Annotated in this window: 25 protein-coding genes and 1 pseudogene; 8 read left to right on the top strand and 18 right to left on the bottom strand. The window is 65.8% G+C overall.

The genetic code is table 11. The features are described 5' to 3' along the window. Nucleotides 1-27 precede the first annotated feature (27 nt). The 14 genes from EIZ44_RS37125 to EIZ44_RS37065 form a co-directional block, all read right to left on the bottom strand. Nucleotides 28-1,278 (bottom strand): tyrosine-type recombinase/integrase, encoded by a 1,251-nt coding sequence (locus tag EIZ44_RS37125; RefSeq protein WP_134733805.1) that lies wholly within the window; start codon nucleotides 1,276-1,278, stop codon nucleotides 28-30. Then, the gene (locus EIZ44_RS37120; RefSeq protein WP_134733804.1) at nucleotides 1,278-1,466 is read right to left on the bottom strand and encodes a helix-turn-helix transcriptional regulator; all 189 of its coding nucleotides are present in this window, start codon (nucleotides 1,464-1,466) and stop codon (nucleotides 1,278-1,280) included. The genes EIZ44_RS37125 and EIZ44_RS37120 overlap by 1 nt, the downstream gene beginning before the upstream one ends. Before the next feature lie 11 nt (nucleotides 1,467-1,477). Then, on the bottom strand, nucleotides 1,478-3,112 hold the full coding sequence (locus EIZ44_RS37115) for a replication initiator (RefSeq protein ID WP_134733803.1): 1,635 nt from the start codon (nucleotides 3,110-3,112) through the stop codon (nucleotides 1,478-1,480). Further along, nucleotides 3,112-3,498 carry a hypothetical protein gene (locus tag EIZ44_RS37110; protein WP_134733802.1) on the bottom strand — a complete coding sequence of 129 codons (387 nt, stop codon included), beginning with the start codon at nucleotides 3,496-3,498 and terminating at the stop codon, nucleotides 3,112-3,114. Before EIZ44_RS37110 ends, EIZ44_RS37115 begins: the two co-directional genes overlap by 1 nt. Further along, on the bottom strand, nucleotides 3,495-5,048 hold the full coding sequence (locus tag EIZ44_RS37105; protein ID WP_134733801.1) for an FtsK/SpoIIIE domain-containing protein: 1,554 nt from the start codon (nucleotides 5,046-5,048) through the stop codon (nucleotides 3,495-3,497). The genes EIZ44_RS37110 and EIZ44_RS37105 overlap by 4 nt, the downstream gene beginning before the upstream one ends. A 327-nt stretch (nucleotides 5,049-5,375) precedes the next feature. Continuing rightward, the gene (locus EIZ44_RS37100; RefSeq protein ID WP_134733800.1) at nucleotides 5,376-5,699 is read right to left on the bottom strand and encodes a helix-turn-helix domain-containing protein; all 324 of its coding nucleotides are present in this window, start codon (nucleotides 5,697-5,699) and stop codon (nucleotides 5,376-5,378) included. Continuing rightward, entirely contained in the window at nucleotides 5,699-5,977 is a 279-nt protein-coding gene (locus tag EIZ44_RS46030) for an AMED_5909 family protein (RefSeq protein WP_276323857.1), read from the bottom strand. The genes EIZ44_RS37100 and EIZ44_RS46030 overlap by 1 nt, the downstream gene beginning before the upstream one ends. Further along, nucleotides 5,925-6,236, bottom strand: coding sequence for a hypothetical protein (locus EIZ44_RS37090; protein WP_205673420.1), 312 nt, complete (start codon nucleotides 6,234-6,236; stop codon nucleotides 5,925-5,927). Before EIZ44_RS37090 ends, EIZ44_RS46030 begins: the two co-directional genes overlap by 53 nt. A 288-nt stretch (nucleotides 6,237-6,524) precedes the next feature. Continuing rightward, nucleotides 6,525-6,986, bottom strand: coding sequence for a hypothetical protein (locus EIZ44_RS37085; protein ID WP_134733799.1), 462 nt, complete (start codon nucleotides 6,984-6,986; stop codon nucleotides 6,525-6,527). Nucleotides 6,987-7,021: 35 nt separating this feature from the next. Next, nucleotides 7,022-7,318, bottom strand: a complete 297-nt coding sequence (locus tag EIZ44_RS37080) for a hypothetical protein (RefSeq protein ID WP_134733798.1) — start codon at nucleotides 7,316-7,318, stop codon at nucleotides 7,022-7,024. Between the two features lie 114 nt (nucleotides 7,319-7,432). Further along, nucleotides 7,433-7,993 (bottom strand): flavoprotein, encoded by a 561-nt coding sequence (locus tag EIZ44_RS37075; RefSeq protein WP_134733797.1) that lies wholly within the window; start codon nucleotides 7,991-7,993, stop codon nucleotides 7,433-7,435. Nucleotides 7,994-7,997: 4 nt separating this feature from the next. After that, nucleotides 7,998-9,236 (bottom strand): helix-turn-helix domain-containing protein, encoded by a 1,239-nt coding sequence (locus EIZ44_RS37070; protein WP_134733796.1) that lies wholly within the window; start codon nucleotides 9,234-9,236, stop codon nucleotides 7,998-8,000. 47 nt (nucleotides 9,237-9,283) lie between these two features. Continuing rightward, the gene (locus EIZ44_RS46200) at nucleotides 9,284-9,886 is read right to left on the bottom strand and encodes a Cap15 family cyclic dinucleotide receptor domain-containing protein (RefSeq protein ID WP_167754389.1); all 603 of its coding nucleotides are present in this window, start codon (nucleotides 9,884-9,886) and stop codon (nucleotides 9,284-9,286) included. Between the two features lie 31 nt (nucleotides 9,887-9,917). After that, the gene (locus tag EIZ44_RS37065; RefSeq protein WP_134733795.1) at nucleotides 9,918-11,663 is read right to left on the bottom strand and encodes a diadenylate cyclase; all 1,746 of its coding nucleotides are present in this window, start codon (nucleotides 11,661-11,663) and stop codon (nucleotides 9,918-9,920) included. Nucleotides 11,664-12,341: 678 nt separating this feature from the next. Here EIZ44_RS37065 and EIZ44_RS46325 point away from each other — a divergent pair. From EIZ44_RS46325 to EIZ44_RS37030, 7 genes and pseudogenes are all read left to right on the top strand, one after another. Then, a pseudogene (locus EIZ44_RS46325) lies at nucleotides 12,342-12,470 on the top strand (acyl-CoA dehydrogenase); the annotation flags it as partial. A gap of 474 nt (nucleotides 12,471-12,944) precedes the next feature. Next, a complete protein-coding gene (locus EIZ44_RS37055; protein WP_037815995.1) occupies nucleotides 12,945-13,418 on the top strand; it encodes a hypothetical protein in 474 nt (157 codons plus the stop codon). Further along, a complete protein-coding gene (locus EIZ44_RS37050) occupies nucleotides 13,415-14,056 on the top strand; it encodes a DUF3558 domain-containing protein (RefSeq protein WP_240691521.1) in 642 nt (213 codons plus the stop codon). The genes EIZ44_RS37055 and EIZ44_RS37050 overlap by 4 nt, the downstream gene beginning before the upstream one ends. A gap of 3 nt (nucleotides 14,057-14,059) precedes the next feature. Then, entirely contained in the window at nucleotides 14,060-15,538 is a 1,479-nt protein-coding gene (locus EIZ44_RS37045; RefSeq protein ID WP_134733793.1) for a hypothetical protein, read from the top strand. Nucleotides 15,539-15,546: 8 nt separating this feature from the next. Next, complete coding sequence (locus EIZ44_RS37040) at nucleotides 15,547-16,281, top strand: ESX secretion-associated protein EspG (protein WP_134733792.1); 735 nt, start codon at nucleotides 15,547-15,549, stop codon at nucleotides 16,279-16,281. 75 nt (nucleotides 16,282-16,356) lie between these two features. Beyond that, nucleotides 16,357-17,286 carry an esterase/lipase family protein gene (locus EIZ44_RS37035; protein WP_205673419.1) on the top strand — a complete coding sequence of 310 codons (930 nt, stop codon included), beginning with the start codon at nucleotides 16,357-16,359 and terminating at the stop codon, nucleotides 17,284-17,286. An 84-nt stretch (nucleotides 17,287-17,370) separates the two neighbouring features. Beyond that, the gene (locus EIZ44_RS37030; RefSeq protein ID WP_037815990.1) at nucleotides 17,371-17,793 is read left to right on the top strand and encodes a hypothetical protein; all 423 of its coding nucleotides are present in this window, start codon (nucleotides 17,371-17,373) and stop codon (nucleotides 17,791-17,793) included. Here the strand turns inward: EIZ44_RS37030 and EIZ44_RS37025 are convergent. Beyond that, nucleotides 17,729-19,633, bottom strand: coding sequence for an elongation factor G (locus tag EIZ44_RS37025; protein WP_134733791.1), 1,905 nt, complete (start codon nucleotides 19,631-19,633; stop codon nucleotides 17,729-17,731). The two genes, EIZ44_RS37030 and EIZ44_RS37025, sit on opposite strands and share 65 nt — an antisense overlap. Before the next feature lie 284 nt (nucleotides 19,634-19,917). Here EIZ44_RS37025 and EIZ44_RS37020 point away from each other — a divergent pair, with 284 nt between their 5' ends. Next, nucleotides 19,918-20,346, top strand: a complete 429-nt coding sequence (locus EIZ44_RS37020; protein ID WP_037815987.1) for a DoxX family protein — start codon at nucleotides 19,918-19,920, stop codon at nucleotides 20,344-20,346. A gap of 43 nt (nucleotides 20,347-20,389) precedes the next feature. Here EIZ44_RS37020 and EIZ44_RS37015 read toward each other — a convergent pair whose 3' ends face one another. The 3 genes from EIZ44_RS37015 to EIZ44_RS37005 form a co-directional block, all read right to left on the bottom strand. Then, nucleotides 20,390-21,094: a TIGR03089 family protein gene (locus EIZ44_RS37015; RefSeq protein WP_134733790.1), complete on the bottom strand. Its 705-nt coding sequence runs from the start codon at nucleotides 21,092-21,094 to the stop codon at nucleotides 20,390-20,392. Between the two features lie 98 nt (nucleotides 21,095-21,192). Further along, complete coding sequence (locus EIZ44_RS37010) at nucleotides 21,193-22,659, bottom strand: LCP family protein (RefSeq protein WP_240691520.1); 1,467 nt, start codon at nucleotides 22,657-22,659, stop codon at nucleotides 21,193-21,195. 64 nt (nucleotides 22,660-22,723) lie between these two features. Continuing rightward, nucleotides 22,724-24,262, bottom strand: coding sequence for an LCP family protein (locus EIZ44_RS37005; protein ID WP_037815984.1), 1,539 nt, complete (start codon nucleotides 24,260-24,262; stop codon nucleotides 22,724-22,726). Nucleotides 24,263-24,303: the final 41 nt, after the last annotated feature.

Below are 24,303 nucleotides of genomic sequence, written 5' to 3'. Positions count from 1 at the left end.
GGTTCGGGCGGTCCTGGTATTCCATGATCAGGCCGCCTCCAGGCCGTCATCAGCACCAGGCCGCCCGAACACCGCGTCAACGGCCTGCCGAGCGCGCTCATGGCTCGACGGGACGAGGTGGGTGTACGTCCGGAGGGTGAAGCCCGCGTCGGCGTGCCCCAGGTACTCGGCCAGCTCCTTGATCGAGACTGATCGGGACAGCAGGGTCGAGGCGTAGAAGTGCCTCAGCGCGTGCATGCCGTCGGCCCGGCCACGGTGTGTGATCTCGGCCACCCTGAACGCGCCCTGCCAGACGACCTTCGTGAACAGGTCACCGGTATACAGGCGGCCGGCCTCGCCCGTGACGAGCAGTCGAACTGTCACCCGGTCGCCGTCGGGCTTCTTCCAGGGGAGCGTGACGGCCGTCGCCGGGAACCGGTCTTCGTGGTCGTCGATCTCCGCCAGCATGGCGGGGGAGAGCGGCACCGTGCGGGTCTTGCCGCCCTTCGGCGGAGCGAACATCATCACGCCCTTGACCGTCTTGATCTGCCGCTGAACGCGGACCACCATCTCGTCCCGGTCAATGTCGTCTGGCGAGAACCCCAGAATCTCGCCCTGCCGCAGCCCGAGCCCGGACCCGAGCGGGACGACGACGCGGAACCGCTCGGCGAGTCCGGTTCGCACGTGGTGAACGCGCGCTTCCGGCCACACCACAACCTGCGGGCTACTGCCCACCGGGCGCCGAACGGTCTTCGTCTGGCAGGGATTCTCCCGGATCAGCTTGTCGTCTATCGCCGAGTCGAGGACGCCGGTCGCGATGGTGAACAGCACTACTTGGTAGTTGGCGCTCAGCCGCTTGTCTTCCATCACGCCGAGCCAGTCGCGAATGGTCGACGGCTTGATCTGACTGAACTTCAGGTGTCCGAACATCGGGTAGATCTGGCTTTCGAGACGGCTGCGCAGGATCTCCCGCGTCGCCGGGTCCGGTGACTGTGCTTTGAGCCAGTTTTCGGCCTGTTGCCGAAACGTCTTGGACGACGAGCGCGGGTCGATGTACTTGTCCTCGCGCTTGTCGGACTCCACCCCGATGAGGAAGTCTTCCGCGCGCTTCTTTTGTTTGTCCGCAAAGGACTTCGAGCGCTCCTCGTTGTCCGGGTCGAGGTAGCGCACCTTGTACCGCAGACCAACGCCGTACAGCTCGGTCCTTTCAAGCACAGGTTTGTTCCGCTTGTTCAGCAGGACTTTGCCGGTCTCCTTGTCCCGAGCAGGGCGGTACCAGCGATCTTGAATGTGCCCCATCAGGCCGCGACCTCCCCATTGACCCAGGCCTGCACCTTGGCTGGGTCGTAGCGGAGGTGACGCCCGATCTTCCGGACCGGGGGCCCCTCGCCGCGCCACTTCCACTGGTAGAGCGTCTTGACCGGGACACCGAGGTAGTTTGAAACGTCGTCGACCGACCAGAGCCGGTTCGTGTTGTGGTTGTTCATTGCTTCCCCCATCAGGCCGCGTGCCGAGTTGCCGAAGTTTCCGGACCGTCCCCTGGCGGTCCGGCTGCCGCGAGTAGCGCCCGGTCGTACTCGGCCTTCCACGTGATCCGTTCCGCGATCGCCCGCATTACCAGGTGCGGACGCGGCGGAACCTGCGGATCACCGGGCTCGACCTTCCGCCAGACCAACCGGGCCGGGTCGGGCTGTGGTTTCTCGATCCCGATCGCCGCCAGCGCCTGTGCCACAAAGACCTTCCGGTCGGCCTTGTGGTCATCGAGGGTCTTGCCCGACCACTTCCGCGACACCAGCACCCGGCGGCCGGGCAGCCCGAGAGTGGTCCGCCGGTGCGCCCGCCCCTTGCAGTGCCCTGGGGTCGTCTTGCCCGTGACGCCCTTGGGCTGGACCCCGTAGAGCAGCCAGACTGCGCAGCGCGGCGAGCACGGGGTAACCGACAGCTCGGCGTGCAGCCGGTCGTGATGGTCGCGCAGCCACGCCGTGTCCGCCTCCACGACCTCACCGGTGGACTTGGTGAGGTACTTGGTCAGGTAGCCGATGTGGCGGCCGGCCTCTTCGGTGCCGCCGAGGATGCCCTTCGAATGCACCTGCCGCCCGAAGGTCACCACGTGCGCCGGGTCCTCGACCTGGTCCACGGCGTCGTCCCAGGTGATCAGCGGTTCCCGGGTGTCCGGGTCGAGGAAGGCCCGGGTGTCGCCGTCCCAGACAGGCAGCCGCTCGGCGTAAAGCACCTGGTCGTGGTTGGGCCACCAGACCTGATGATAGGTGGCTTCGGTGACCTGGCGGATGACGTCGTGCGGGATCGCACCGCGGATCGCTGCGTGCAGGTGCGGAGCTGTCCGCTTCTGCGGCTCGACCGTGGCGAAGTACTGCGCGTCCCAGCCGACGACCCGGCGCAGGTTTTGCCACCAGCGGTCCACCAGCGCGGAGAAGTGCACAGCATCCCGAGCCGCGCGCCGATAGTCATACCGGCTGGGGTCGACCGGGGAACCGTCGCCACGGACCGGGCCGTAGGTGTCGCAGGTCAGTGTGACGAACATCGACGGCCGGAACTTGCCCGCGTACTCCCGCCCAACGGTCGTCTTCGCGACCTTCCGCCGAGGCAGGTTCGGCGCATCCTGCCGACGACGTGTCGACCGCTTGACCGTCCGCTTGGTCGGGATGTCGAGGGCGGGCAGTCGGCCGCGCATCCCGAGTTGCCGAAGTTCCGCATCGACCCCGGCGACTTCCTCCCGCAGCTCCTCCGCCTCCGCCTGGTCGTGCTCGACCACGTCCCGGTATGCGGCAACCAGGTCCGCGCGGTAGGTCAGCAGCTCCTTGTGATTTTCCGAGGGTGCCTCGGCGGTGAGGATGGGTTCTTCCGTCATGTGCCAGCCCTCGCGACACTGCGCCTGCCGAAGCGCCTTCGCCTTCCGTGCACACGGCAGGCAGACCGACTCCACTGTGGAGCCGCAGGGGACCGGGACGTAGCGGAGTTCGCCGGTGGTGGTGTCGCCGACCTCCATGGTGAACGGGCGGATGCAGACACCGTGCTTCTCCGCCGTCGCCCGGATCACGTCGGCAGCCAGCGGTGCCCGCATCCGTTCTGCCCGCGTCCCGGAGGTGGCCGGCTGGGTCCGTTCGGCTGTCATCAGGCAGCCACCTCGCCAGGGCGAGACCATTGCCGAAACTGGAACACGGGCATGTCCTGCCGGACTCCGGCGGGCAGGTCCGGGAACACCGCCGGGTCGTAGGCAACGCCGCTGTACACCTCCACGGGAATGCCGCACGGCGTCCGGCCGGTGACCGATAGGTGCACCGAGTCGCCGTCCGGGGTGCGCCAGAGCGAGGCGGCCACGTCGTCGAGGGTGTTCGCCCAGGTCAACAAGGCTCCGGCGACGTCGGTCAGCCGGTGGGCGTCGAGCTGGACCGTGAGCGGGTCCGACCAGGTCCGCACGGTCAGGGTGGCGACCGGCGGGAGCTGGTGCAGGTCGAGGTGGTCCCGGATGGTGTCGAGGAAAACCATCAGCCGGTTCATGCGGCCACCCCCTCGCCGCCGAGCGCAGGACGAACCGTGCCGCCGTTGGTGACGTAGTGCTCCAGCGCCTTCACGGTCTCGTCGGAGACCCACCCGGCGCGGATACGCAGGGGCTCGCGGATGCCTTCGCCCCACACGAACCCGACACCAGCCTCGGAGTCACCGATGCGGTTGGCCCACGCGCCCCGCTCATAGGCGCCCTCGCCCAAGACCATCGGTACGTGTGTCTTCGAGGTGACGCGGAGGCAGACGCGCCGGGTGAACAGCTCGCGGACGGGCACGGTGTCCTTCGTCGGCTCCTGTACGTAGCCCCGCACCGAGATGTTCAGCGCCCGGCCCTGGGTGTTGAGCAGTGCCACCCGCTCGACGATCTGTTCGCGGGTCTTGCGGTCGGTGTACTTGGTGAGCGCGCCGATCTCGTCGAACTCCAGCAGCTCCAATGGGTACTCGGTCGACAGCGGGATGGTGCGGACCCGCCCGGCGAACTCCCGCTTGCGGGATTCCATCTCGGCCACCAGGCCGTCCAGCACCTCGAGCGCGTCCTTCCCGGACACCGCGTAGCGGGTGAAGATCCCACGCCCGTAGGCCAGCTCCATGCCCTTGGGGTCGATCCCCGACATGCGCACCAGCCCGGAGCGGATCGCCGGGGCCGCCGAAACCAGGGGGCACCACATCACGCTGTTCTTGCCTGCACCCGAGGCACCGGCGGTCAGGCAGTGCGCGCCCGAGCCGAGCAACGGGACCCGCCAGTCGTGGCCGTACTCGGTGCGACCGGCCCACACCCGCCGCAGGTCCACCGCAGACTCCGAGGCCTGCTCGGGAACGGCCTGGCAGTTCACGACGGAGGCCAGCTGGTCTCGGCGCTGGAAGTCGACCGACACCACGTTCGGCTCCAGTTCCCGCACCTGACACCGCGCGACCTTCCGCGCCGAGGCCAGCGCACGGGCAGCCTCGTCGAAGTCCTCCGGCTTCTGCCCCGGCACGAGCCGCACTCGAACCTCATCCCACGACGGGCTCGAGCGGACGCCGAGGACCTTGGGCACCTCCACCCCGGACTGCCGAGCGGTCGCCCGGGAGGCTTTGCGGCGCCCAACCAGGTTTACCGTCACTTCCACCGGCACGGCGTCGTCGCGGACGCTGAGGCCGCACGCGTGCAGCCAGCCGGGGAGCTTGAGGTGGTAGACGGCCCAGCGCAGCCACCATGACCGCAGCGGCCGGCCGCACCACTGGTCGAACGACACCACGTCGACCAGTCGCCACGCGAGGAGGATCAGCGCCAGGCCGCCGAGGTTGAGCACGAGCCAGACCCAGCCGATCCAGACGCACCACAGGTAGACCGCGATCACGGCCAGGGAGGTGCGCCAGTGGATCAGGATTTGGGAGAGCAGCCAGAACACGGCCTTGCAGGCCCACCACAGGGCGAAGAACACGACGGCCATCGCGGCCAGCGCCTCAGCCATCGACGCCAACGCACGTCCGATCTTCGCCAGCACCCACACGCCGAGCCCGAGTCCAGCCAGGGCGATCATGAGCAAGCCGGGAGAGGTCATCGCCGACCACCTCGCAGGACCGCCGAGAGATCCAGCGGCAACGCGCCTAGGCACGGGGCGCACTTGGTCTCACCCGGCAGCAGCCGAGCGAACCGCTTGCATTCCGCGCAGCGCATCCGGGTGACCCCGGTTGACTGACGTTGGTTGTCATCATTTATCGTCTGCATTGTTCACTTCTCCAGTGGACAGGCGCAGAACCGGCGAAAAGGTTGGTAGCCAGGAACCGGTTCTGCGCTCTAAAGGGTCATTCAAGGCGTGCAAGGACGTGTTTATCCGCCACGCGTCCCCGCGTGCTTAAATTGTGGATATTTAGATCTCTAGCGTTTGCTAGTCCCGAGGCGTACCCCGGGGACGGAACGTCACTCCTGCCTTGCTCAGCCGCCGGTGCACGGTGCCGTAGGACACGCCGTATGCATCTGCCAGCGCCCGAACCGTTGCGCCACGGCGGTACTCCCCAGCGAGCTGCGCCTCATCGAGATCGCAACGGATACCCCGTCCGGTCTCCGGTACATCGGCGCCGAGATGGTGTCGCAACAGAGACCCGGTCCAGCTCAACGAAAGATCGAACCGCTGAGCGATCTCGACAACCGGCACCCCAGCGGCATGCGCGGCCAGCATTTGCGCATTGCGTTCCGCTGCGCCGTCGTCCATCACTCCCTCCCGTCCGTGTTGAAGCTCGACCGCCATTCCGGCTTTTGCGTCAGCTTCTCAACCTGGCGGAGTTCATAACCGACCCAGTACAACGCCTCCCAGTGATGACGACTATCCACTTCGGCGACCCGCTCATACATCGCAGCGTTCGCCCGATGAAACGCCACCCAGACCGACGGGTCAGCGTCCCGCTCAGGCCGGAGAACGAACACGGCCTCCCGCGCGTCAGCCAGCGTCGCAACTTCGCGATACGACTTGACCACCGTCTCCGCCCCCATCAGACTCGACCGGAGCCGCCACGCGCGCAGCCAGCAGCCCCGCCAGGTCGTCCACCCCGTCGCGGAGCCGGAGCAGGAACGCCACGCACGCCGGCCACTCGGCCAGATCCCCTGGCAGGACCAGAGAAACCACCGACGTCGTCCCGGTCACGACCAGCATCGGCGGACTGGTCGGATGCGCCCCGGTCTCCTCCACCGTCACCGAATCCCGCGACTCGACCGTCCACGTCACGCCGAACCCGTCGACCCGAAGCCCCATCACCGTCTGCCTTACTCGCCCAATCTCGTGCCAGTTCCGCGAACCCTTCGGCCGCCGACTCCAGCGCCGCCACACACCACCACGGCAGCCCGCGCGACTTGGCCAGCTCGTGCCACGCCCGCGACACCCGCCGCGCCGCATTCGACGTGTTCAACGATGCCCCCGGCGACAGCACCCGGGAACCGTGCTCCCACGCCGCCATGTAGTCGCGGTACGCCGTTTCCCACGCCCGGACGAGGTCCTGAAACGCCCTGGCGTCGCGAACCGGTCCGGATGTGTTCGCTCCACTCACGCTGCCTTCGCCGCCCCTTCGCCACCCGACGCCGACCGCGTGGCCTTCGTGCCCGAACCAGTGGCCGCCGCCTTGAATCCGGTCGCCCGGAAGAGGTAGGACTGGTACTTGAACTCGCCCTGCCCCGCGACCTTCGGCTCCGCCGTCAGCCCCTCCAGCTCGATCGGCCGCATCCCCGGCAGTGCCTCGGACGTCGCCGGGACCGGCTGCACGTCGGCGAGCAACGTGATCTCGAATGATGCGCGCTTCGCCTTCGTCTCGTCCGGGTCGGTGACCGTCACCTTCCACTGCCGCTTACCGGTCACCTCGTCGATCCGCTGGCGCGCCGGGCGACCGGCTGCCCTGTCCTCTCGGGACTGGTATTCGTTGTCCGGCGAGACCTCGCCAACCATGACCAAACCCTGCGCGAAGGCGTCGTCGAACTCAATCGGAAAGCGGAAACCCTTGCAGATAGCCATTTTTGCCCCTGTTGTGTCTACTGTGTTCTCTGGAATCAGTCGCGCTCGCCCGGCGCGGCGTCGTCGACCGCGCTGGACCACTGCTGTTCGAGGGAAGAGGGATACGATCGGGTGCGGTTCTGGGCCTCGCACCACTCGCCGAACTCGTTGGCGGCAACGGCCAGACTGCGCGCGAACCGCGCCGTGTCCATCAGCCCGCCGATGCGGGCGGGCACTTGAACGATGAACGACGCCTCTTCGCTGCCCGCCACGAGCTGGCGAACGCCCGGTGATGGTGAAACTACCGCCGCGCCGTAGCCGACGAGGGGCTGAATCACCACGTGAATGCCCATCTGCACTCCCGATGTCTCGGTCTCGGCGTGCCCGGTCGGGCCCGCTGGAACCAGGAGACACCCGGATCAGTGGATCAACCCGGACAAACTGTCCGGGTAGGTGTGAGAGGGGGCCTAGCGTGAGGGGGAGACGGCCGTATTAACGGCGTCGAGCACCGCTGACCAGGGCAGTTCTCGCCCCGGCGCGCTCCGCGGCTCGTGCAGCGGCCAGACGTCGTCACCGTAGACGAGGTGCACGCCCGCCCGGCGCAGCGCCTCAATGTGCATGTCCCAGGACGGGTGACGGGCGTGCGCGGCGTTCACGCGCGGGAAGACGACGACGGGCAGGTTCCGGGTCCCGATTGCCTCGTTGACCTGCGTGAGCGCCTGGTTGTCGGCGATGCCGAGGGCGAGCTTCGCAACCATGTTCGCCGAGGCCGGGGCAACAAGGTAGACATCGGGCGGCGGGTGTGGGCTCGTGGCGCTCGGCGAGCGCGGCTCGACCCGGACCGGGTAGCCGGTGACCTCTTCGAGCTCGGCGAGACCGCCGGACTCGGCCAGCCAACGGCCGGCGGTCGGAGTCAAGGTCACCGCGACGGTCCAGCCGTCCTGCTGGGCAGGCTTGATCAGGCGAGGAACCAGCTCTTCGACGCCACCGGCGCCCGAGCCGACCAGTCCGAGAACACGCGAGCCCATTCGACTACCTCACCGCGCCGCAGCGTTCGGCCAGGGCGAGCAGTAGCGACGACTTCTTGCCGCCGGTCGCCGGGGCACGCCGGTACATCGACCGCACGACCTCGCGAACCAGCGTGCTGTGTCGAACGATCGTCGGTGCCTTCTGCTCCGCCGCCAGCAGGGTCTGAAGTGCCTCTTCGTCCTTCGCGACCAGGCTCAGCGCCCGCGCGAAGTCGATCAGGTGCGTTACCTGTCGCTCGACCGGCAGGTGGTCGACGTTGATCCGGGGCGCGGACTCGATCACCTGCGAGACGTCGCCCAGGTCGAGCGCGGCCGAGAGCCGGTGCAGCTCTACGTTCGCCGGGCCGAATCCGGTCTGCCAGTAGTTCGCATCCACCCTGAGCTGATCAGCCGCGCGGTTGGCGTGCGACAGCAGCTCGTTAGCCGTCGAGCGGTCCTGGTGTCGGGCCGCAGCTACGGCCGTCCGCAGGTAAAGCATTCCGTAGAGGCTCAGCGCCGCCGGATCACCGGCCGCCATCCTGGGGAGGAGCCACTTCGCGGCCACGTCGCCCAGCTCAAGGGCGTCGTCGAACCGGCCGACCGCCAGCAGCGCGTGCGTGCCTGATCGCGCGGCTGAGGCCAGGACCAGCGGGTCATCTGCTTCGTCCGCCGCTTGCATGGCTCGTTCGGCCGCGATCCAGGCGAGGTCAGCCTCACCGATCTTGCTCAGGGTCGTCGCGGCCAGATGATGTACCCGCGCCGACACCGCCGCACACGCCCGCCGGTACGTCGTGTCGTCCGCCGACGCCGCTTCCATCCCCTGACTGGTCTTGATCAGCCCGGGGAGAGCGGTCACCACGCGGCCGAGGTCGCCCTTTTGGTAGCTCGACCAGGCACCTTCCACCAGTTGCGCCACCGGTGCCGGATCGATGTACTCCGGGGAGATCGACGAGGAGAACAGCGTCCGGGACAAGCGCCGAGGGGCCATCAGCGCGTCTCGGATGGCCGGGACGTCGTCGTTCTCGTCCTGGTCTTCCAGGAGAACGGGTTCGCCGAGGAGGTCTCCCAACGTGACGCGCAGACCCCGCGCGACGTCGGCGAGCACGTCCAACCTGCGGATATCGCGCTCGCCCCGCTCGATCTTGCTCAGCCAGTCCTCGGACCGGCCCACCAGGTCGGCCAACACCGCTTGCGACAGGCCACGCCGCCGCCGGTAGAAGACAATACGCTCCCCGATGCTGAGCTGATCACCCGCACCACGCATACCGTCAAGACTAACAGCGGTCGCTGCGGCCCTCGCGGGTGTTTACGTCAACTGGGCGTGACACCGGTTGAACTTCGCCGCAGGCGAATCCTTCCCTCGTTTCCTCTCCGATGGTCGGTCTCATATTCGCCTTCAAGTGTCGAAAAATCGTCATTCCAGTCTAAATGCGCTCTTCCTTTGTGAGGGTGCATGCTTCGACTGCTTAGCGTCTTGGGCTGACTCGTGTATTCGTAGTGTACCCCACGTAGGCTTGGATCTGTTCGTATCGAGGCCATCATCGAGTTAGAGCGCGACGTACCAGTATCTAGCTTTAAGAGGATTTTTGTCGACGTCTGCCGTATGTCTACTGTGCATGGTATCTGTGTGCCGCCGGCGAAATTACTCTCGATTGTACCGTTCCATTGTCCAGAAAGGTCGGGAATCCCGGCGAGTCGATGCTTCCCTAAGTGTAAGCGCCATAGCTGCTGGTCGTACAGTGTCCAGAATGCTCCAAAAAATCCGAGTGTGGCTGGCGTGTCCAGCCACCATGGCGGGGTAAATCCAAGCCAATTAAAGAGCAGGCCTAGAATCCAGGCTGCCGCTATTGACGCAGCTGCGACTAGGAAATACAGCTTGGGTGACCGGGAGACATCGGTTGAGTAAGTGTGCATTGTGGCGATGCGCGCTCTCTGAATGGTAGATTTAAAAAAAGTAGCTGTCGTTCATGTCAGGGTCGGCGACAAAGTCAGCTTGCGTAATTACTATCCCTCCTTTGGTTTTCTCCCAGTCGCGGACCTTCCTGCTAATTTCGTTAAGCGTGGCGCATTGTGTCGGGCTTAGATAGAACTGGAGTTCTTCGACCTCCTGGCGGGTCCTGGCTACGAACCTGCGGGGCCCAAACTGATCTTGTGTCAGTCCTTCGATGTAGTCATCGGCAGCAACTCTGTAATTTACAATTGCTGTCGTTATTGTCTCTCGATAAATCCTCTTGCGGAGATGTGGCAAGATGTCAATAGATCCGTCGGAACTGTATACTAGTATGACGGTCGAAGGTGGATCGCTCTCTAAGTATCGAATAGCATTATTGTATCTGCTTCCGCGTGCTGGAACACCTTTCCCGTTCGCTTTGCCATCCAAGATTACGCCGACAGCGTGGCATTTTCCTTGAGGGTTGACAAGGATGGCGCCGTCGATTGACGTAAGCTGAGAGACGATCTCGCTGGAAAGGACTTCAGGTGAAACTGTCCAAGCTTGAGGGCTGAGCCGTTTAGCCTCGGATTCAGCGTCGTCAGAGATAATGAGCATGGCGCCATGCTCATTTTCGGCCACCGCCAGTGCCAACCTGGTCAGGGAGGCGGTGTCTGGGGCGGACAGGGTGCGTAGAAGCACGTCGATGAGGAGCTCAATATCGACGTTGACTTGTGGAAGTGTCGGCCGTCCGTCTTCGAAGCTGATGAGAGGTTTGTTTCCGCTGAAAAGCGTCCAGCGACCGCGGCCCTCGACCTCGATCTCAAATACTTCTTCAGTAGTCGGGTCGTAATCGGGACTGACAAGGCCAAATCCGTAGACTTTTTCGCCATCCATTAGTACGTGCGCGGCGTTACCGGAGCCCTCCAAGAGTTTTCGCGCTGCACGTGTATCGCGCAAATCGACTGGACTATCGAGCCGAAGGGAAGCAATAATATTAGAGCTTTCTATCCGGGCGATGATAAATCTTCCTTTGCTGGACCGCCCTTCGTAGGGGAGCGTAGAGATTGCATGCAAAAGAGTGTCGGATGTATATCCAAACCAGTATCCTGCACATGTAAGGACCGAACCAACAAAATCTTGAGCGGCCTTGCGTAGTATATCCGGATTGTCGCCGTATAAGGCGCCTGGCTCAGGCAGATTCAGCGACATCGTTGCATGGCTTAGAAGCTCTGCTATTAGTGCCTCTACTATTCCGGGTGTAATCGTGATGTTATCTCGCTCGTGCGTTGCCAGTCTTGGAGCAGTTTCATAGAATTTCTGCTCTAGCATGACCACGGGATAGACTTGAAGTTCGCCAACGGCGGCGGGCGCTCCAAAGAAGTACTCAAACCGTGAATCTATGCTGCCGGCTTTCAGGGCTTCGGCGAGGGCCTGCCCTCGCATTTTTTCTTTAAGCTCACGATGACGGCGCTCGTGTTGTCTGCCGTCTGAATAAATCGAGTTTCGATCCGGATGGTTTTCGTATAATTCAACTGACCGTTGCTCAACCTGGGAAAATGATGAGGATCCTTTGATTTCGAAGTCTCGGTCCATGAATATGTCAAAGGTTGTATCACTGGTCCACTTGATTCCGACGATAGTGAAGTCTGTTCGTCCTGGATGTCCGAGTGATGTGAAAGCCTCGGTCACTGTATGTTGCGCAGACGTTAGAAAATGAGGAGCCCAACCCCACAGTATTGCCGAGTAGACTTCGGACATTGCACCTTCATCCTCGATTGTGTGTAGCGAACTTACTTTACAAATCTTGCCGAACTTGGCTCTATGGGATCAAGGCGCCGCCGTCGGCGGCGCGCACGTCACCACCCGTGCGGCGGGCCTGCCCGAGTGCGACACGGACGGCCTGCCGCTCCGCTCCGGCCACCGGTCGCCGGGCAGCCCGCCGAGAGGCCGGCTGCGTACGCGCGCCGCCGACGGCAGATTGAGCCGATGAGCTGCATAAGGCAAAGAACGTCGCCGAGTCGATCAGTGTTACGCCGAGGCTCACTCGACAGCGGTGGCCGCTCCCTCGCAGGCGATCGTTTAACACCGGCCCGCCGCCATCAAGGGCGCCTACGGCGTCGCTCCGCGATGAGCTGCGCTCACCCTTGACACCAACGACCCGGCGCTAAGCGCGGCAGGGGCGAGGAAGACGGGGACGGACAGCCACCGCGCTACCTGCCTCGCCGACGCCGACCAGCCGGAGGAGTGCAGACGATGAAGCAGCCGAGCCGACGACGCAGCCCCAACCAGCACGCGTTGTGGAGCCGCTTCCAACTCATCGACTGGCAGGCGCGAGCCGCCAGACACGGCAAGACCTCCGACGTCGCCAGGCCGTGTACAGGCCGTCGGACGTCGGGGAAGGCCAAGATCCACCGAGAACTGCCGAGATGGATCGCCGCAGCTCAGAGGCTGTTTTCAGCTATGATCACCAGGTCGGCTCAGATCGGCCGAGAGATCACGCAGATTTATGAAGGCACGAACCAAATCCAAAAGGTCGTGATGGCGCGGGCCCTGCTGAAGGGCTGAGTTCTCGGCACTCCGTTGAAGAGCCCCACTGCCCGGATCGGGTGGTGGGGCTCTTTTCGTGTCCGAACCTGCCGTGACTTGGCTACTGTCTCGTCGGGGAGGCCGTGTCCGCAGGGGAGAGACTGTCGTACGAAGGTGCGGTTCGCAAGCTTGACCGCAGTTGCACCGATAAGTACACGGTCGATGTATCGGTTGGTCTAGGAGCCTCAAGGGTCGGCAGGCAGGATCCGTGTGATGCCGCAGCAACGGTCGCAGACATGGTTATCGCCAACCTGAAGCGGAAGGCGAGCACCTAACCGTGGCTTGCGTAGCTGGTGGCACGCAGCGGTTTGGGCTGCTCGGCGTAGCGCACAGTGGGGTGAGTTTGCCTGTTTCCGGCACCCCGGTGTGAGCAGTTGGTTACAGTGGCATCCGGAGGGGCCTCTGACTGGTTGCCTGGTCAAGAGGCGGTGCACGGGCACGGGAGGGGCAGGCATGGCTGAGGACGGCCTGGGGAAAGCGATAGAAACGACCGGGTGGCTGACCGGGCTGCCGATCACCGTCGTGGGCACTGCGATGAACGTCGCTCAGGGGGTGTCGGACGCTGCCGCGGTGGCATCTGCCACGAAGGCAGGTGCCGGATTCACCCTGAGTCCGGATGAGGCTCGTTCGCTCCTCGAGCGGGCGAAGAGGCTCAGGGAAAACGTGGCGAAGATGCAGGCGGATGCGCAAGCGCTGGCCAGGCTCACTCCGCCCTCGCCGGACCCGGGAAGCGTGGGATTCAACCAGCAGGCGGTCACCACTTTCTCAGCGGGCAGGGACTCGCTGAATGCCATGGACCAGTACATGGTGGAGTTGATTGGCCGCCTGGAGAAGGCATTGGGCATCGTCAGCGAATCGGACAGCCATGCGGCTGCGGACGTGAAGGCTGTCGGAGAGACCGAGCAGGGCAAGGGGCTACTTGGATGAGGATGCGGTTCTCGGTCTCGGTTGTCAGCGTCGCGACGGCTGTATTGCTGGCGGGGTGCTCCGGCGGTTCGACGCCAAGTACTTCTCCTGGCGCGACGAATGCTCCCCCGTCATCTTCCGCAGCGGGCAAGACGTTGCCGTATGCGGGTGCTCCGAAGGTGGAGCATCCATTGCCGGAGTCGGTGTTGTCCGTGCATCCGTGTGACGGTGCGCTTACTTCGGAGCAGGTGAACACTCTTCTCGGGAAGCCGACGCAGGGTGAACATGCCGACAACCCGGCACTCGGGGCAGAGTGTCATTGGTCGAACAAGGATGCCGGCTCATTGGCTACGGTGCTCTATACGACCAAGGTGGCAGATGGGTTAAGCGCGGTATATGCGAACACGAAGCCACAGTCGAAGTTATGGCGCCCGTTGTCCCCTATTCAAGGCCTTCCAGCTGTAGCTTCTTCGGTTTATCAGCAGCAGGCAGGGAAAAATTCTTTCTGTCAAGTGACTGTTGGTATTAGTGACCAGAAAACAATTGACGCATCAGTCACGCTTGGCTATTCGCAGATCGGCAAGACGGATCCGTGTGATGCGGCGGCGGTCGTTGCGGGCATGGTGGTCACCAATCTGAAGAAGAAGGCGGGTGAGTGACCGATGGGGTTTTTCGACTTCATCGGCGAGGGAGCCCACTGGATTGGCGACCGGATCAGTGACGCGGATGACTGGGTCAACGATCGGCTCAAGGATGCGGGAAACTGGTTTTCCGACTTCTACCACGGGAACCTCGGCGATCAAGCCCTTCCGGCACCTGCGATTGTGCAGCAGGTTCAGCAGGGGCCCGGAACTTCGTCGTGGGACAGCGGTAGTTCCATGGTTCAGAAGATGATCCAGGAGCACAACCAGAACAGCGATGACGCGCAGCAGATCACTACCATGCTGGAATCTGTCTGGACCGGCGACGGTGCGGATGCGGCTCGGGCTCGGTTGAGGCCGTTGTCGGATGCTTCTTCTACTTCTGCGCAGGCGTACGTGGTCAATGGGCAGAAGTTGGTCGACACCACGCACGGCTATAACGACATGAAGATCGCGTTGCAGGCGATGCCTCCCACGCCTCCGCACAAGAATCTTTGGGACCAGGGGACTCCTTGGGACACTGATACCGAGAAGCAGATCAACGAGTACAACGCTGCTGCCAATCACAATGTCGAGCGATATCAGAAGTACGCTGACCAGGCTAAGACCAATGGTCAGGGGCTGAATAGCAATTACGGTCAGGTTTCCGGGTTCGACGGGCAGAACCTCAAGATCGACTCCGGGGAAGATCGCGGCAAGGGCAAGACCGGGTCGCACGAGAAGGTCTATCGAAAAGGTGGGCAGGATTCTGGTGGGCCTGGGAGTGGGCCGGGGGCCGTTGGCGGGCCCGGGAATGGGCCAGGGACCAGCGGGCCAGGGACCAGTGGGCCGGGAACCAGTGGGCCGGGAACCAGTGGGCCGGGAACCAGTGGGCCTGGGGGTAGTGGGTCTGGGGTTACTGGCGGACCTGGTGGGGTGTCGTACCCGCCTGGAGGTGTCACGGTGCCGCCGGGGTATCGGCCGGGGGATGGTGATGGGACTTCGACAGCTGGGTGGACTCCGCCGTCGGTTGATCGGGGTGGTGGGTCGAGTTGGACTCCGTCGACGCCGACTTCCTGGGGCAACGGCAACGGCAGCGGCACTAGCACCGGCGCCGGCAACAGCGGCGGTAGTACCTGGACGCCGGGCGGGTTTGGGCCGTTCGGTGGAGCAGGCGAAACCGCGGGGCGCAGTGGCGGGATCGCGGCTCGGCTTGGCGGCGGTGCGGGTGCGGGCACAGGCACAGGCGTAGGAGCCGGAGCCGGGGTCGGCGCGGGTGAAGAAGGTGCGGTCCGCGGAGGGGCCGGAGCGGCGGGCAAGGGCGCGGCTGGAGCCAAGGGCGCACCCGGAATGGGTGGCATGGCCGGCGCAGGAAAAGGCAAAGGCGAGGAAGACAAGGAACACCAACGCAAGTACGGAATCGACGACGACTCGGCCTTCTCGCTCGTTGACGAGAACGGCGAGCGGACCCTCGACCCCCGGACCGGGCTGCCTCCTACGCCTCCGACGATTGGTGGTTGAGGGGCTCGATGACGATCATCGACAGACCGCTGCGGATGCCGCGGTCGGTGTTTTTGGCGCTGTGGCACGAGGAAAACCTCGGGAAAGCGCCGGTGGTAGTTGAGGACACCCCGATGTACCTCACCGAGGAGGGCGCGGCCGAGCGGGCGAAGCGGACGCGGGGGCTTCTCGAAGACCTTGGGGAGACGGCGGATGCGTTGCGCGGCACGCTCAAGCTGCTCGCGACGGCGCGGCATGAGGTGTACGGGTGGACTGACTTCGGCACCCATCAAGAGGACAACGGGGCGATTCTCGTCGCGGCGACCAAACCCGACGCCGTTCGGTTGATTACCGACGCGGAGTTCGTTCAGCTGGATCCGGTGTCGCCGGACGAGCTGGCGGCTTGTTTGGTCATGGCGATGCCGGAATGTCCGCCGGCCTCCGTGCGGGCGATGCGGGTCAGCCGGGAGTACTACGAGAACGGGGGAGCGGACCCGCTGGCTGAGGAGGGTGGCGAGGCGGACGAGTTGCGGTATCTGATGCGGGCGCCGCGCGACGCGGTGCATCAGTTGCATGCCGCGGTCCGGGACGGGCGGGGCGAGCGGAGGTACAGCTCGCCGCTCTCGGTGCTTGATCTCAGTGGGCGCGGGCGGGTGTTGAGCTTCCAGACCACCAACGGTGGCGAGGCGCAGATTAGCGTCTACCCGGGAAATCGGGCCTCCTTGATCGATGCGGTGAACCGGGCACTCGTCAGTTTGCGATAAAAACTAGTAACCGCGTTTCCCTTTCTCGTGTTCCGCGTTAACCAAGGCGTCGGGTTCACAGAGAGGTGAAACGGAATGGGCGTACGCGCGTTCGGACGGGGCATGGTCCTCCTGGCAGCGGCGGTGGTCGCGCTCGGCGGGGGCACCGCGGTGGCAGCGACCGGGAAAGAACCGACCGGTCCGGTGCAGCCGAACATCATCGCCGCGGCGATCTACTCGGCCGGGCAGCCGACGATCGCGCCGCCGGGGGCCAACGACTGGAACTGCAAACCTTCCGCGGAGCATCCGAACCCGGTGCTGCTGTCCAACGGCACCACGGCCAACGCGTACGAGAACTGGGCGAACCTCTCCCAGCGGCTCGCCGACGAGGGGTACTGCGTGTTCGCGGGGAACTTCGGCGGGTCGCCGGGGGCGTTCCTGCAGACGGTCGGTCCGGTGGCGGGGACGGCGGGCCAGCTCGCGACCTTCGGGGACAAGATCCTGCAGGCCACGGGGGCCTCGAAGCTCGACGTCGTCGGGCATTCGCAGGGCGGGATGAACCCGCGCTACTGGATCAAGTACCTCGGCGGCGCGAGCAAGATCGGCAAGCTGATCGGGCTGTCTCCGTCCAACTACGGCACCAGCCTGTTCGGCCTGCTCACCGCGATCCAGGCGATCCCGCCCGCGCGCGATCTCGTCGGCGTGGCTTGTGCGGCTTGCAATGAGCAGTCGACCGGGTCGGCGTTCCTCAAGGACCTCAACGCGGGCGGCGACACGGTTCCGGGCGTCGACTACACCGTCATCCAGACCAGGTATGACGACGTTGTCACCCCGTACACCAACGCGTTCCTCAAGCCCGCGCCCAACGTGAAGAACCTCGTCCTCCAGGACGTCTGCGGGCTCGACTACACCGACCACCTCGGCATCACCTACGACCCGATCGCGCAGCGCGAGGTGCTCAACGCGCTCGACCCGCAGCACGCGAAAGAGCCCAACTGCGTGTTCGTGCCCCCGGTGATCAGCTGAGATACCCCCGCCCCGGGGTATAAACGCGAACACTTTCGCCGACTTGGTTGTGCGGACTCCGGCCCCGGTGTCACAGTCGGTGACATGTTCTGGCTGCTCCCCGACACCTGGACGCCGCACGACGAGGCCGAGCTGGTCGCCGGATGGCGGCTCTGGCTCGAGCTGAGCGACCGCGCGTGGCCCACCGCGTCGTGGGACGGCACCCCGTCCGGCGCGGTGGGTCCGTTGCGCGAACTGCTCGACGCGTGCGACGAAATCGAGAGCACGTGCCGGGAAACGGCCGAGCCGTCAGCGGAGTTCGCGGACATCGTTCAGCCGCTGGTGCTGTGCGCGAGCGCGGTCATCTGTCTCTGGTGGGACGACCACGCCCCGCTCGACTCCACCCGCGCGAAGGCGCTCCACGAGGACCTGCGCCGGTTTTCGGCCCTCGCGGAGCGCGTTCTCACGCTGTTGTCCGCCCACGGCGGCTGGACGGAACTCGACCTGGCCCGCCGCCACCCGGCTTGAGCCGGTACTCGGCGAAACTGGTGACCAACGTGCCCTCGCCTTGGGTGAGCGCGGGCAGTGCTTGTTCCAGTTCGTGCGCTGAGACGGCGGGGAGATGACCGTCCACAGTGCACCGGTCGTCGGTGATCACTGGTTCGCCGGGGACTGCGCGTAGCTCGATTAGCTTGCGCAGTACGGCGCTGATCGCGGAAGCCGGAGCCTCCAGTTCGAACGCGTGGACTGGTTCGTACACGCGGGTTCCGGCTTGGCGAAGGGCCTCCTGCAGTACCAACCGTGTCATGCCGCGGAAATCGCCGGCGGTGCTGGCTGGTGGGTAGAACGCGGTGTCGGTGAGGGTGACCACGCAGTCGATCACTTCCCGGCCGTGCAAACCCTCGTGCAGGACCTCGTGGACAGTGTCCTCAATGGCCGTGTGGAAGGAAAGCGGCAGCGAGCCTAGTTCGACTTCCAGCCGGTAGTCGGTACCGGAGCCAGGCGGGCCGGGTTCGACGCGGAGTCCGACGGTTGCCCAGAAGAACACTCGCTCGTCCGGGGCCGGGCGGCGCACGCGATGTCCAGTCCCGTGTAGACGTTCGACCAGCAACGGTCGCGATTCCTCGAATTCGGCGGCGATGCCGAACTCTTCGGCAAGGGTCGTCCGGATGACTTCCTTCTGCACCTCGCCGTACAGGCGGACGGTGATTTCCTGGTCCTGTCGGCGGATGCTGATCAGCGGGTCCTGTTCGGACAGTCGGGTCAGCGCGGTGTACAGCGCACTGGTCTGCTCTGGATCGACCGGGTACACCAGCGTTTCCAGGCTCGGCGGGGCGAAGAACCGGTCCTGAGACAGGTCGGCGCTGTCGCCTAATCGGTCGCCGATCCGGATCTCCGGCAAGCCCCAGACGCGTGCGACATCTCCGGCCAGCGCCTCGCCGGACACGGGGGTCGCGCCGTGCTCGAATACTCGTACTGCGGACGGGCGGCCGACGCCTTCCGCGCCTACGCGGCGGAAGGGTACCGGTCGACGTGCTGCCAGCGTGCCGGAAAACATTCGCACGTAAGCGATTTTCTCGCCCGAGCGGCCGCGTTCGATTTTGAAGACGGTGGCGTCGAGCGGTCCGTCGCCGCGGCGTTCGCGAGATGGCAGCAATTCGTAAACCCCGGCGATGAAGTCGGCGACGCCAGCGCCGGTGGCTGCGGAGCCGAAGAAGACTGGATACACCGAGGCGGTGGATACCTGGCGCACCAATGCTTTTCGGTAATCCACAGGAGACGCTGTACCGGCTACATAGGACTCAAGGAAGACGTCGTCTCCGGCGAGAGCGTCGGCGAGCCGTTCGTCGAGGGGCAGCGGCACTGGGTGTGCGTTAGCGGTGCCGAGCTCTTTTACCGTGCTCATTGCGACACAATGCGGAGAAAGCTTGGTACGCAAGGATTCCAGCAGCGACGCTTCCTGTGCGCCGGTGCGGTCGATCTTGTTCACGAATACCAGCACCGGAATGCCGAGCCGGACGAGCGTGCGCATCAGCACGCGGGTCTGGGCTTGCACTCCTTCCACCGCGGACACCACGAGCACCGCGCCGTCGAGCACGCCGACGGCGCGTTCGACCTCCGCGATGAAATCGGGGTGGCCGGGGGTGTCCACGAGGCTGAGCCGGTGGCCAGGCGTGCTGACCGCCACGACGGCGGACTTGATGGTGATGCCGCGCCTGCGTTCGAGGTCGAGCGAATCGGTCTGGGTGTCGCCGTCGTCGACGCGACCGGCGTGGTCGATCACGCCGGTCTCGAAGAGCAGACGTTCGGTGAGGCTGGTTTTACCTGCGTCGATGTGCGCCAGGATGCCGATGGTCAGTGTTTTCATGCGTGCGGAAGTCCTCAGCTGCGGGAGACAGGCCGAACTGGGGTCGATCGGACTGTCGGCGCATCGGGACTCCTCGCAGGTGGCGAACAACAGCGAACAACACGGCCGCGAGCAGCACACACCCGCGGTTATCGGCACGGTAGCGCCGGGCCGGGCGCGGTGTACAGCGAGTTTTCGGTGCCTGTCGGTTTCCTGTCGATCACTGGCTGACACCCCCGCGGCGGTGTTCAGTGCCCTACCGTGGGCCTGGTCAGTTGAATTTTCACCTATCGGGAGCTGTCTCCATGTTGACTCGAGTCAAGGACGTCGCGCTGCTGCTCGGCCGGATCGGCATCGCGGTGGTGTTCTTCGCCCACGGCCTGCAGAAATGGGACAGCGGCGTCGGGGCGACCGCCGACATGTTCAGCCAGATCGGCATCCCGCTGCCGAGCGTCTCCGCGTTCCTCGTGATCGTGCTCGAACTGCTCGGCTCGATCGCGTTCGTCGTCGGCTTCCTGCTGCCGGTGGTCGCCATCGGCTACGCGATCAACATGGCCGGCGCGCTGATCTCGGTGCACGCGGCGCACGGTCTCACCGGCGAAGGCGGCTACGAACTGGTGCTGGTGCTCGGCCTCACCGCGCTGGCGCTGGGCTTCAACGGCGGACGGCTGTCCCTGGACCACGTGCTGTTCCGGCGTCGCCGCGAAGGGGCGCACGAGCTGCAGAGCGCCTGAGCGCGTCGTGAGTGCTGGTGCCGGTTAGAACCGGCGCCAGCGCTCACGAGGGCAGGTCGGCGGTGGTGCGTTCGGCCTCGCGGCGGGCGGACAGTTTCGCCGGGTCGGCGTTCGTCACCTGGACCAGGTGCGCGCTGGCGGCGAGCGGAACGAGCAGGCCGTCGAGTACGCCGTCCGGCACCGTCCAGTCCATCGTGGACAACACTCGGTCTGCCGCGGTCAGGCCGAGTGTTGCCGCGCGCGCAGTGGCTTCCGCCCACACTTCGTCCACTGTGGAGGAACCGAGCGCGGGGGTGTCGCCGGGCGTCGGCTGCGCCGGGAAGAACTGGTCGCCGGACATCCGGGCCTCGCTGAGGTAGTCGAGCGCTCCGCCGGACGGCGGGGTCGACAGGCCGCGGCCCATCGGGTCGAGCGACACGATCGCGACGGCCGGGGCGTCGATCTCCTCGTCCGGGGTGGTGAACACGACCCGCGCGCCGTCGGGTTCCGCGACCACGCGGGCTCCGCACCACCACGCGCCGAGCAGCACGCCCGCGGTCTGCCAGTGCGCGGGCAGCCGCACCGCGACGGCGTCGCCCTGCTCCACGTCGAACTCGTCGACCAGCCAGTTCGCCGTTTTCGCGGCCCAGTTCTGCATCGTCGCCACGGACAGCTCGACCCGGCTGCCGACCCGGTCGTCGTAGTGCGTGATCAGCGGTTTCGCCGGCGAGGACAGAAGCGGCCGCAGCAGCTGCTCGGTGAGGCTCATGCGCCCGCCTCGCTAGCGCTCGGCGCGGCATGAGCCGAAGGCGCAGTGTTGGATGATTCGCTCGCAAGCTCGCTCATGTCTTCAGGCTAGTCGCGGCGTCAGTCGACGCAGGGCACGCCCGGGATTCCGGAGTCGAGGCTCTGCGAAACCGCACCGGCCGCCGCACCACCGCCCCCGGTGCCGCCGGTGCTGGTGCGTCCGGCCAGTCCCGCGACGAACTTCCGCACCGCCGCCGGATCGACCTCGACGATGCTCTGCCCGTCCTCGCTGCGGCCGTTCGTGGTGATGACCGGGATCGTCGCGAAGGTCAGGTCGCCGGACGCGATGCCCTTGACCTGCTGGGCGAACTCGAGCACGTCGAGGCTGTCGTCGAGGACGAACGACCGGTGCACCGCGTCCATCAGGCTGTTCAGCGTGCCCGGATTGGCGAGCGTGCCCGCGGACAGCACCTTGCGCAGCGCCGAGGACAGGAACGCCTGCTGCCGCTTGATCCGGTCGAGGTCGCCGTTCGGCAGGTTCTTGCGCTGGCGCACGAAGGACAGCGCCTCGCCGCCGCTCACCGTCTGCACGCCGCGGCGGAAGTTCGCGCCGGAGTCCTTGTCCGAGGTCGCGTGGTTGAGGCACACCGGCACGCCGCCGACGGCCTCGGTGATCAGGTAAAACCCGAGCAGGTTGATCTCGGCGTAGTGGTCGATGCGCGCTTGGGTGAGGTCCTGCACGGTCTGCACCAGCGCCCGCCGCCCGGCGGCGTCCGAATCGCGGGCGATCTTCGCCTGGTCGCGCTCGCCCTGCGCGCGTTCCTCCTGTTCGGCGTGCGCCTTGGCGACGCCGTACGCGGAGTTGATCTTCGCCTTGCCGCGGCCGGGCACGTCGACCCAGCTGTCGCGCGGGATCGACACCGCGGACGCCTTGCCGCCGTTCTTCGGGATCCGCAGCAGGATGACGGTGTCGGTGTTGATGCCGGCCTTGTCCTCGGTGCGCAACGACTTCAGCATGCTGGGCGGCAGCGGGTTGCCCTGCTGGTCGGTGCGCGCGTCGCTGCCGACGAGCAGGATGTCCGTGCCGCCGTCGTCGGCGGGCGGGGCCGGGGGCTCGCCCGCGCGCGGGGTGAGGACGTCGGCGGTCGCGACGTTGTCCTGCAGTTTGTCCTTGGTGACGTATGCGTAGCCCGTGCCGCTCAGCGCGAGCAGCGAGACCAGGCCGATCGCGACGCGACGGGTGATCCGGGTGGCCCGGCCCGAGCGGCGCTGCGGTTCCGGCGGCGCTGGGTTCGACGGCTGGGGGAGTTCGACGCGCGGGTGCGGCGAGGGTTTCCACTCGGAAGCGGCAGCGGTGCCCTCGGCGACCGGCTTGGTTTCGTCCTCGGCAGCGTCCTCGGCAGCGGGCTCAGCGGCCACAGACTCTTCGGCAGCTGGCTCAGTGGACGCAGATTCCTCGGCAGCAGGCTCGGCGACCGCGTGCTTCGGCTCCGGCGTTCCGTCGGATCCGCGGTCCGAGGCGTCGGAAACCGCCGGACTGTCGGCGGAATCCGCCGTCCGGTCCGGTTTGTCCTGGTTTTCGCTCACCCCGGTTACCTCCCCGCTCACCAGCGTACGGCCTGCGGCGCACCGGCACGCTGGGTGCTCGACTCTAGTTGACGCAGGGAACATCGCCCGCCGTGATAAGCGGCGCGGGTGAGTTCGACGGGCTGGACGGAGGGGCTCCGGACGGCGTGGACGCGGGCGGTGCCGCAGGAGGTGCCGAGGACGTCGTGGCCGGCGCGCCGGCGGTGTCGCGCGCGTCCTTGCCGAGGATCACCCGGACGTGCCCGGCGGCGACGTCGGCGTCCGGCTCGGCCTGAGCGTTGCTGCCGAGAGCTTGGCGGACCAGATCGGCGGCGGCCTCGTCCGACGGGTGGTAGCGCAACACGGTCGTCGCGCGGGTGGACAGTTTCGTGCTGGTGCCGAGCTGGAAACCCTTGCCCTGCAACAGAGTCTGCACCTGATCGGCGGCGCCCGAGCCGGAGCCGTCGAACAGTTCGACGGTGGTCTGCGCGGCCCCGGGCAACGGCGCGTTGCTGGGGGTCGGGGTGCTGCCGTCGGAGGTCAGCCGGTCGATCTCGGCGCGGACCTTCACCGGATCGACGCGCAGCACGTCAGCGCCGCCCATGACCGCGTTGCCCTCGGTGGGAATGGTGTGGAATTCGACGTTTCCGCCGGTCAGCCCGCGCATCTGGGCGGCGAACTCGGACAGGTCCCAGCCGGCGGACAGCACCACGGACTTCTTCACCGCCTCGATGAGCTGCGCGATCCGCACCGGGTTCGCGAGCACCTCGGACGAGAGCACCTTGCTCGCGAGCCCGGACAGGAACGCCTGCTGGCGCGCGATCCGGTCGAGGTCGCCGTTCTGCAGGCCGTAGCGCTGGCGGACGAACGCGAGCGCCTGGACGCCCTCGATGGTCTGCTTGCCCGCGGGCAGGTCGACGCCCGACTTCTTTTCCTTCACCGGGTTCTTGAGGCACACCTGCACGCCGCCGATGGCCTTCGTGACCTCGTAGAAGCTGGCCAGGTTCACCTCGGCGTAGCGGTCGATCATGCCCGGTTTGCCGATGAACTTCTCGAGCGTCGCGACGAGGTTCTTGCGTCCGGCGAGCTTGGCTTTCTCGTCGACGTCCTTGAGGTCGGCGTTGCCCTTGGCCTGCAGCGTCTTGGCGGTGTCGTTGTAGGCGTAGACGTACGCGCTGTTCAGCTTGTGCTTGCCGAAGCCGCCGGTGATCTCGACGTAGGAGTCGCGCGGGAAGGAGATGGCGATCGCGTGCTCCCCGTTCTGCGGGATGTGCACGAGGATCATCGTGTCGGTCTGCTTTTCGCCGTCGGACTCGCCCGCGTGCAGCATGTCGAGCACCTCGCGGGGCAGCGGATTGCCCTGCGCGTCGGTGCGGCTGTCCTGGCCGACCAGGAGGATGTCGATCGCGCCGTCGAGCGGTTTCGCGTGCGGCTGCTGTTCGCCGAAGATCGCCGTGGTGGAGAAGCCGGACCGCGGGTCGCCGATGAACTGCCAGCCGTACCAGGTCACCGCCAGCACGACCACGGACACGACGGACAGCAGGATCTTCCCGCTTCGCCGCAGCACGACAAGCACGCCGCGACCGCGGTGCGCCGGCAGCGGCGTCCCCGGCCATTCGGCCACTGTTCCTCCCCAGGATGCCCAGCGCTTTTCGCGCTTTGCCG

It is taken from the genome of Amycolatopsis nivea (assembly GCF_004522235.1).
Lineage (GTDB): Bacteria > Actinomycetota > Actinomycetes > Mycobacteriales > Pseudonocardiaceae > Amycolatopsis > Amycolatopsis nivea.
The sequence above is the reverse complement of the archived record's forward strand: the minus strand, read 5'-3'. Positions and strand labels throughout refer to the sequence as shown.

Coding starts and splice junctions, on each gene's coding strand:
- EIZ44_RS37125 (WP_134733805.1), bottom strand. CDS start 1,278: ATGGGGCACATTCAAGATCGCTGGTACCGCCCTGCTCGGGACAAGGAG.
- EIZ44_RS37120 (WP_134733804.1), bottom strand. CDS start 1,466: ATGAACAACCACAACACGAACCGGCTCTGGTCGGTCGACGACGTTTCA.
- EIZ44_RS37115 (WP_134733803.1), bottom strand. CDS start 3,112: ATGACAGCCGAACGGACCCAGCCGGCCACCTCCGGGACGCGGGCAGAA.
- EIZ44_RS37110 (WP_134733802.1), bottom strand. CDS start 3,498: ATGAACCGGCTGATGGTTTTCCTCGACACCATCCGGGACCACCTCGAC.
- EIZ44_RS37105 (WP_134733801.1), bottom strand. CDS start 5,048: ATGACCTCTCCCGGCTTGCTCATGATCGCCCTGGCTGGACTCGGGCTC.
- EIZ44_RS37100 (WP_134733800.1), bottom strand. CDS start 5,699: ATGGACGACGGCGCAGCGGAACGCAATGCGCAAATGCTGGCCGCGCAT.
- EIZ44_RS46030 (WP_276323857.1), bottom strand. CDS start 5,977: ATGGGGGCGGAGACGGTGGTCAAGTCGTATCGCGAAGTTGCGACGCTG.
- EIZ44_RS37090 (WP_205673420.1), bottom strand. CDS start 6,236: ATGGGGCTTCGGGTCGACGGGTTCGGCGTGACGTGGACGGTCGAGTCG.
- EIZ44_RS37085 (WP_134733799.1), bottom strand. CDS start 6,986: ATGGCTATCTGCAAGGGTTTCCGCTTTCCGATTGAGTTCGACGACGCC.
- EIZ44_RS37080 (WP_134733798.1), bottom strand. CDS start 7,318: ATGGGCATTCACGTGGTGATTCAGCCCCTCGTCGGCTACGGCGCGGCG.
- EIZ44_RS37075 (WP_134733797.1), bottom strand. CDS start 7,993: ATGGGCTCGCGTGTTCTCGGACTGGTCGGCTCGGGCGCCGGTGGCGTC.
- EIZ44_RS37070 (WP_134733796.1), bottom strand. CDS start 9,236: ATGCGTGGTGCGGGTGATCAGCTCAGCATCGGGGAGCGTATTGTCTTC.
- EIZ44_RS46200 (WP_167754389.1), bottom strand. CDS start 9,886: ATGCACACTTACTCAACCGATGTCTCCCGGTCACCCAAGCTGTATTTC.
- EIZ44_RS37065 (WP_134733795.1), bottom strand. CDS start 11,663: ATGTCCGAAGTCTACTCGGCAATACTGTGGGGTTGGGCTCCTCATTTT.
- EIZ44_RS37055 (WP_037815995.1), top strand. CDS start 12,945: ATGGCTGAGGACGGCCTGGGGAAAGCGATAGAAACGACCGGGTGGCTG.
- EIZ44_RS37050 (WP_240691521.1), top strand. CDS start 13,415: ATGAGGATGCGGTTCTCGGTCTCGGTTGTCAGCGTCGCGACGGCTGTA.
- EIZ44_RS37045 (WP_134733793.1), top strand. CDS start 14,060: ATGGGGTTTTTCGACTTCATCGGCGAGGGAGCCCACTGGATTGGCGAC.
- EIZ44_RS37040 (WP_134733792.1), top strand. CDS start 15,547: ATGACGATCATCGACAGACCGCTGCGGATGCCGCGGTCGGTGTTTTTG.
- EIZ44_RS37035 (WP_205673419.1), top strand. CDS start 16,357: ATGGGCGTACGCGCGTTCGGACGGGGCATGGTCCTCCTGGCAGCGGCG.
- EIZ44_RS37030 (WP_037815990.1), top strand. CDS start 17,371: ATGTTCTGGCTGCTCCCCGACACCTGGACGCCGCACGACGAGGCCGAG.
- EIZ44_RS37025 (WP_134733791.1), bottom strand. CDS start 19,633: ATGAAAACACTGACCATCGGCATCCTGGCGCACATCGACGCAGGTAAA.
- EIZ44_RS37020 (WP_037815987.1), top strand. CDS start 19,918: ATGTTGACTCGAGTCAAGGACGTCGCGCTGCTGCTCGGCCGGATCGGC.
- EIZ44_RS37015 (WP_134733790.1), bottom strand. CDS start 21,094: ATGAGCCTCACCGAGCAGCTGCTGCGGCCGCTTCTGTCCTCGCCGGCG.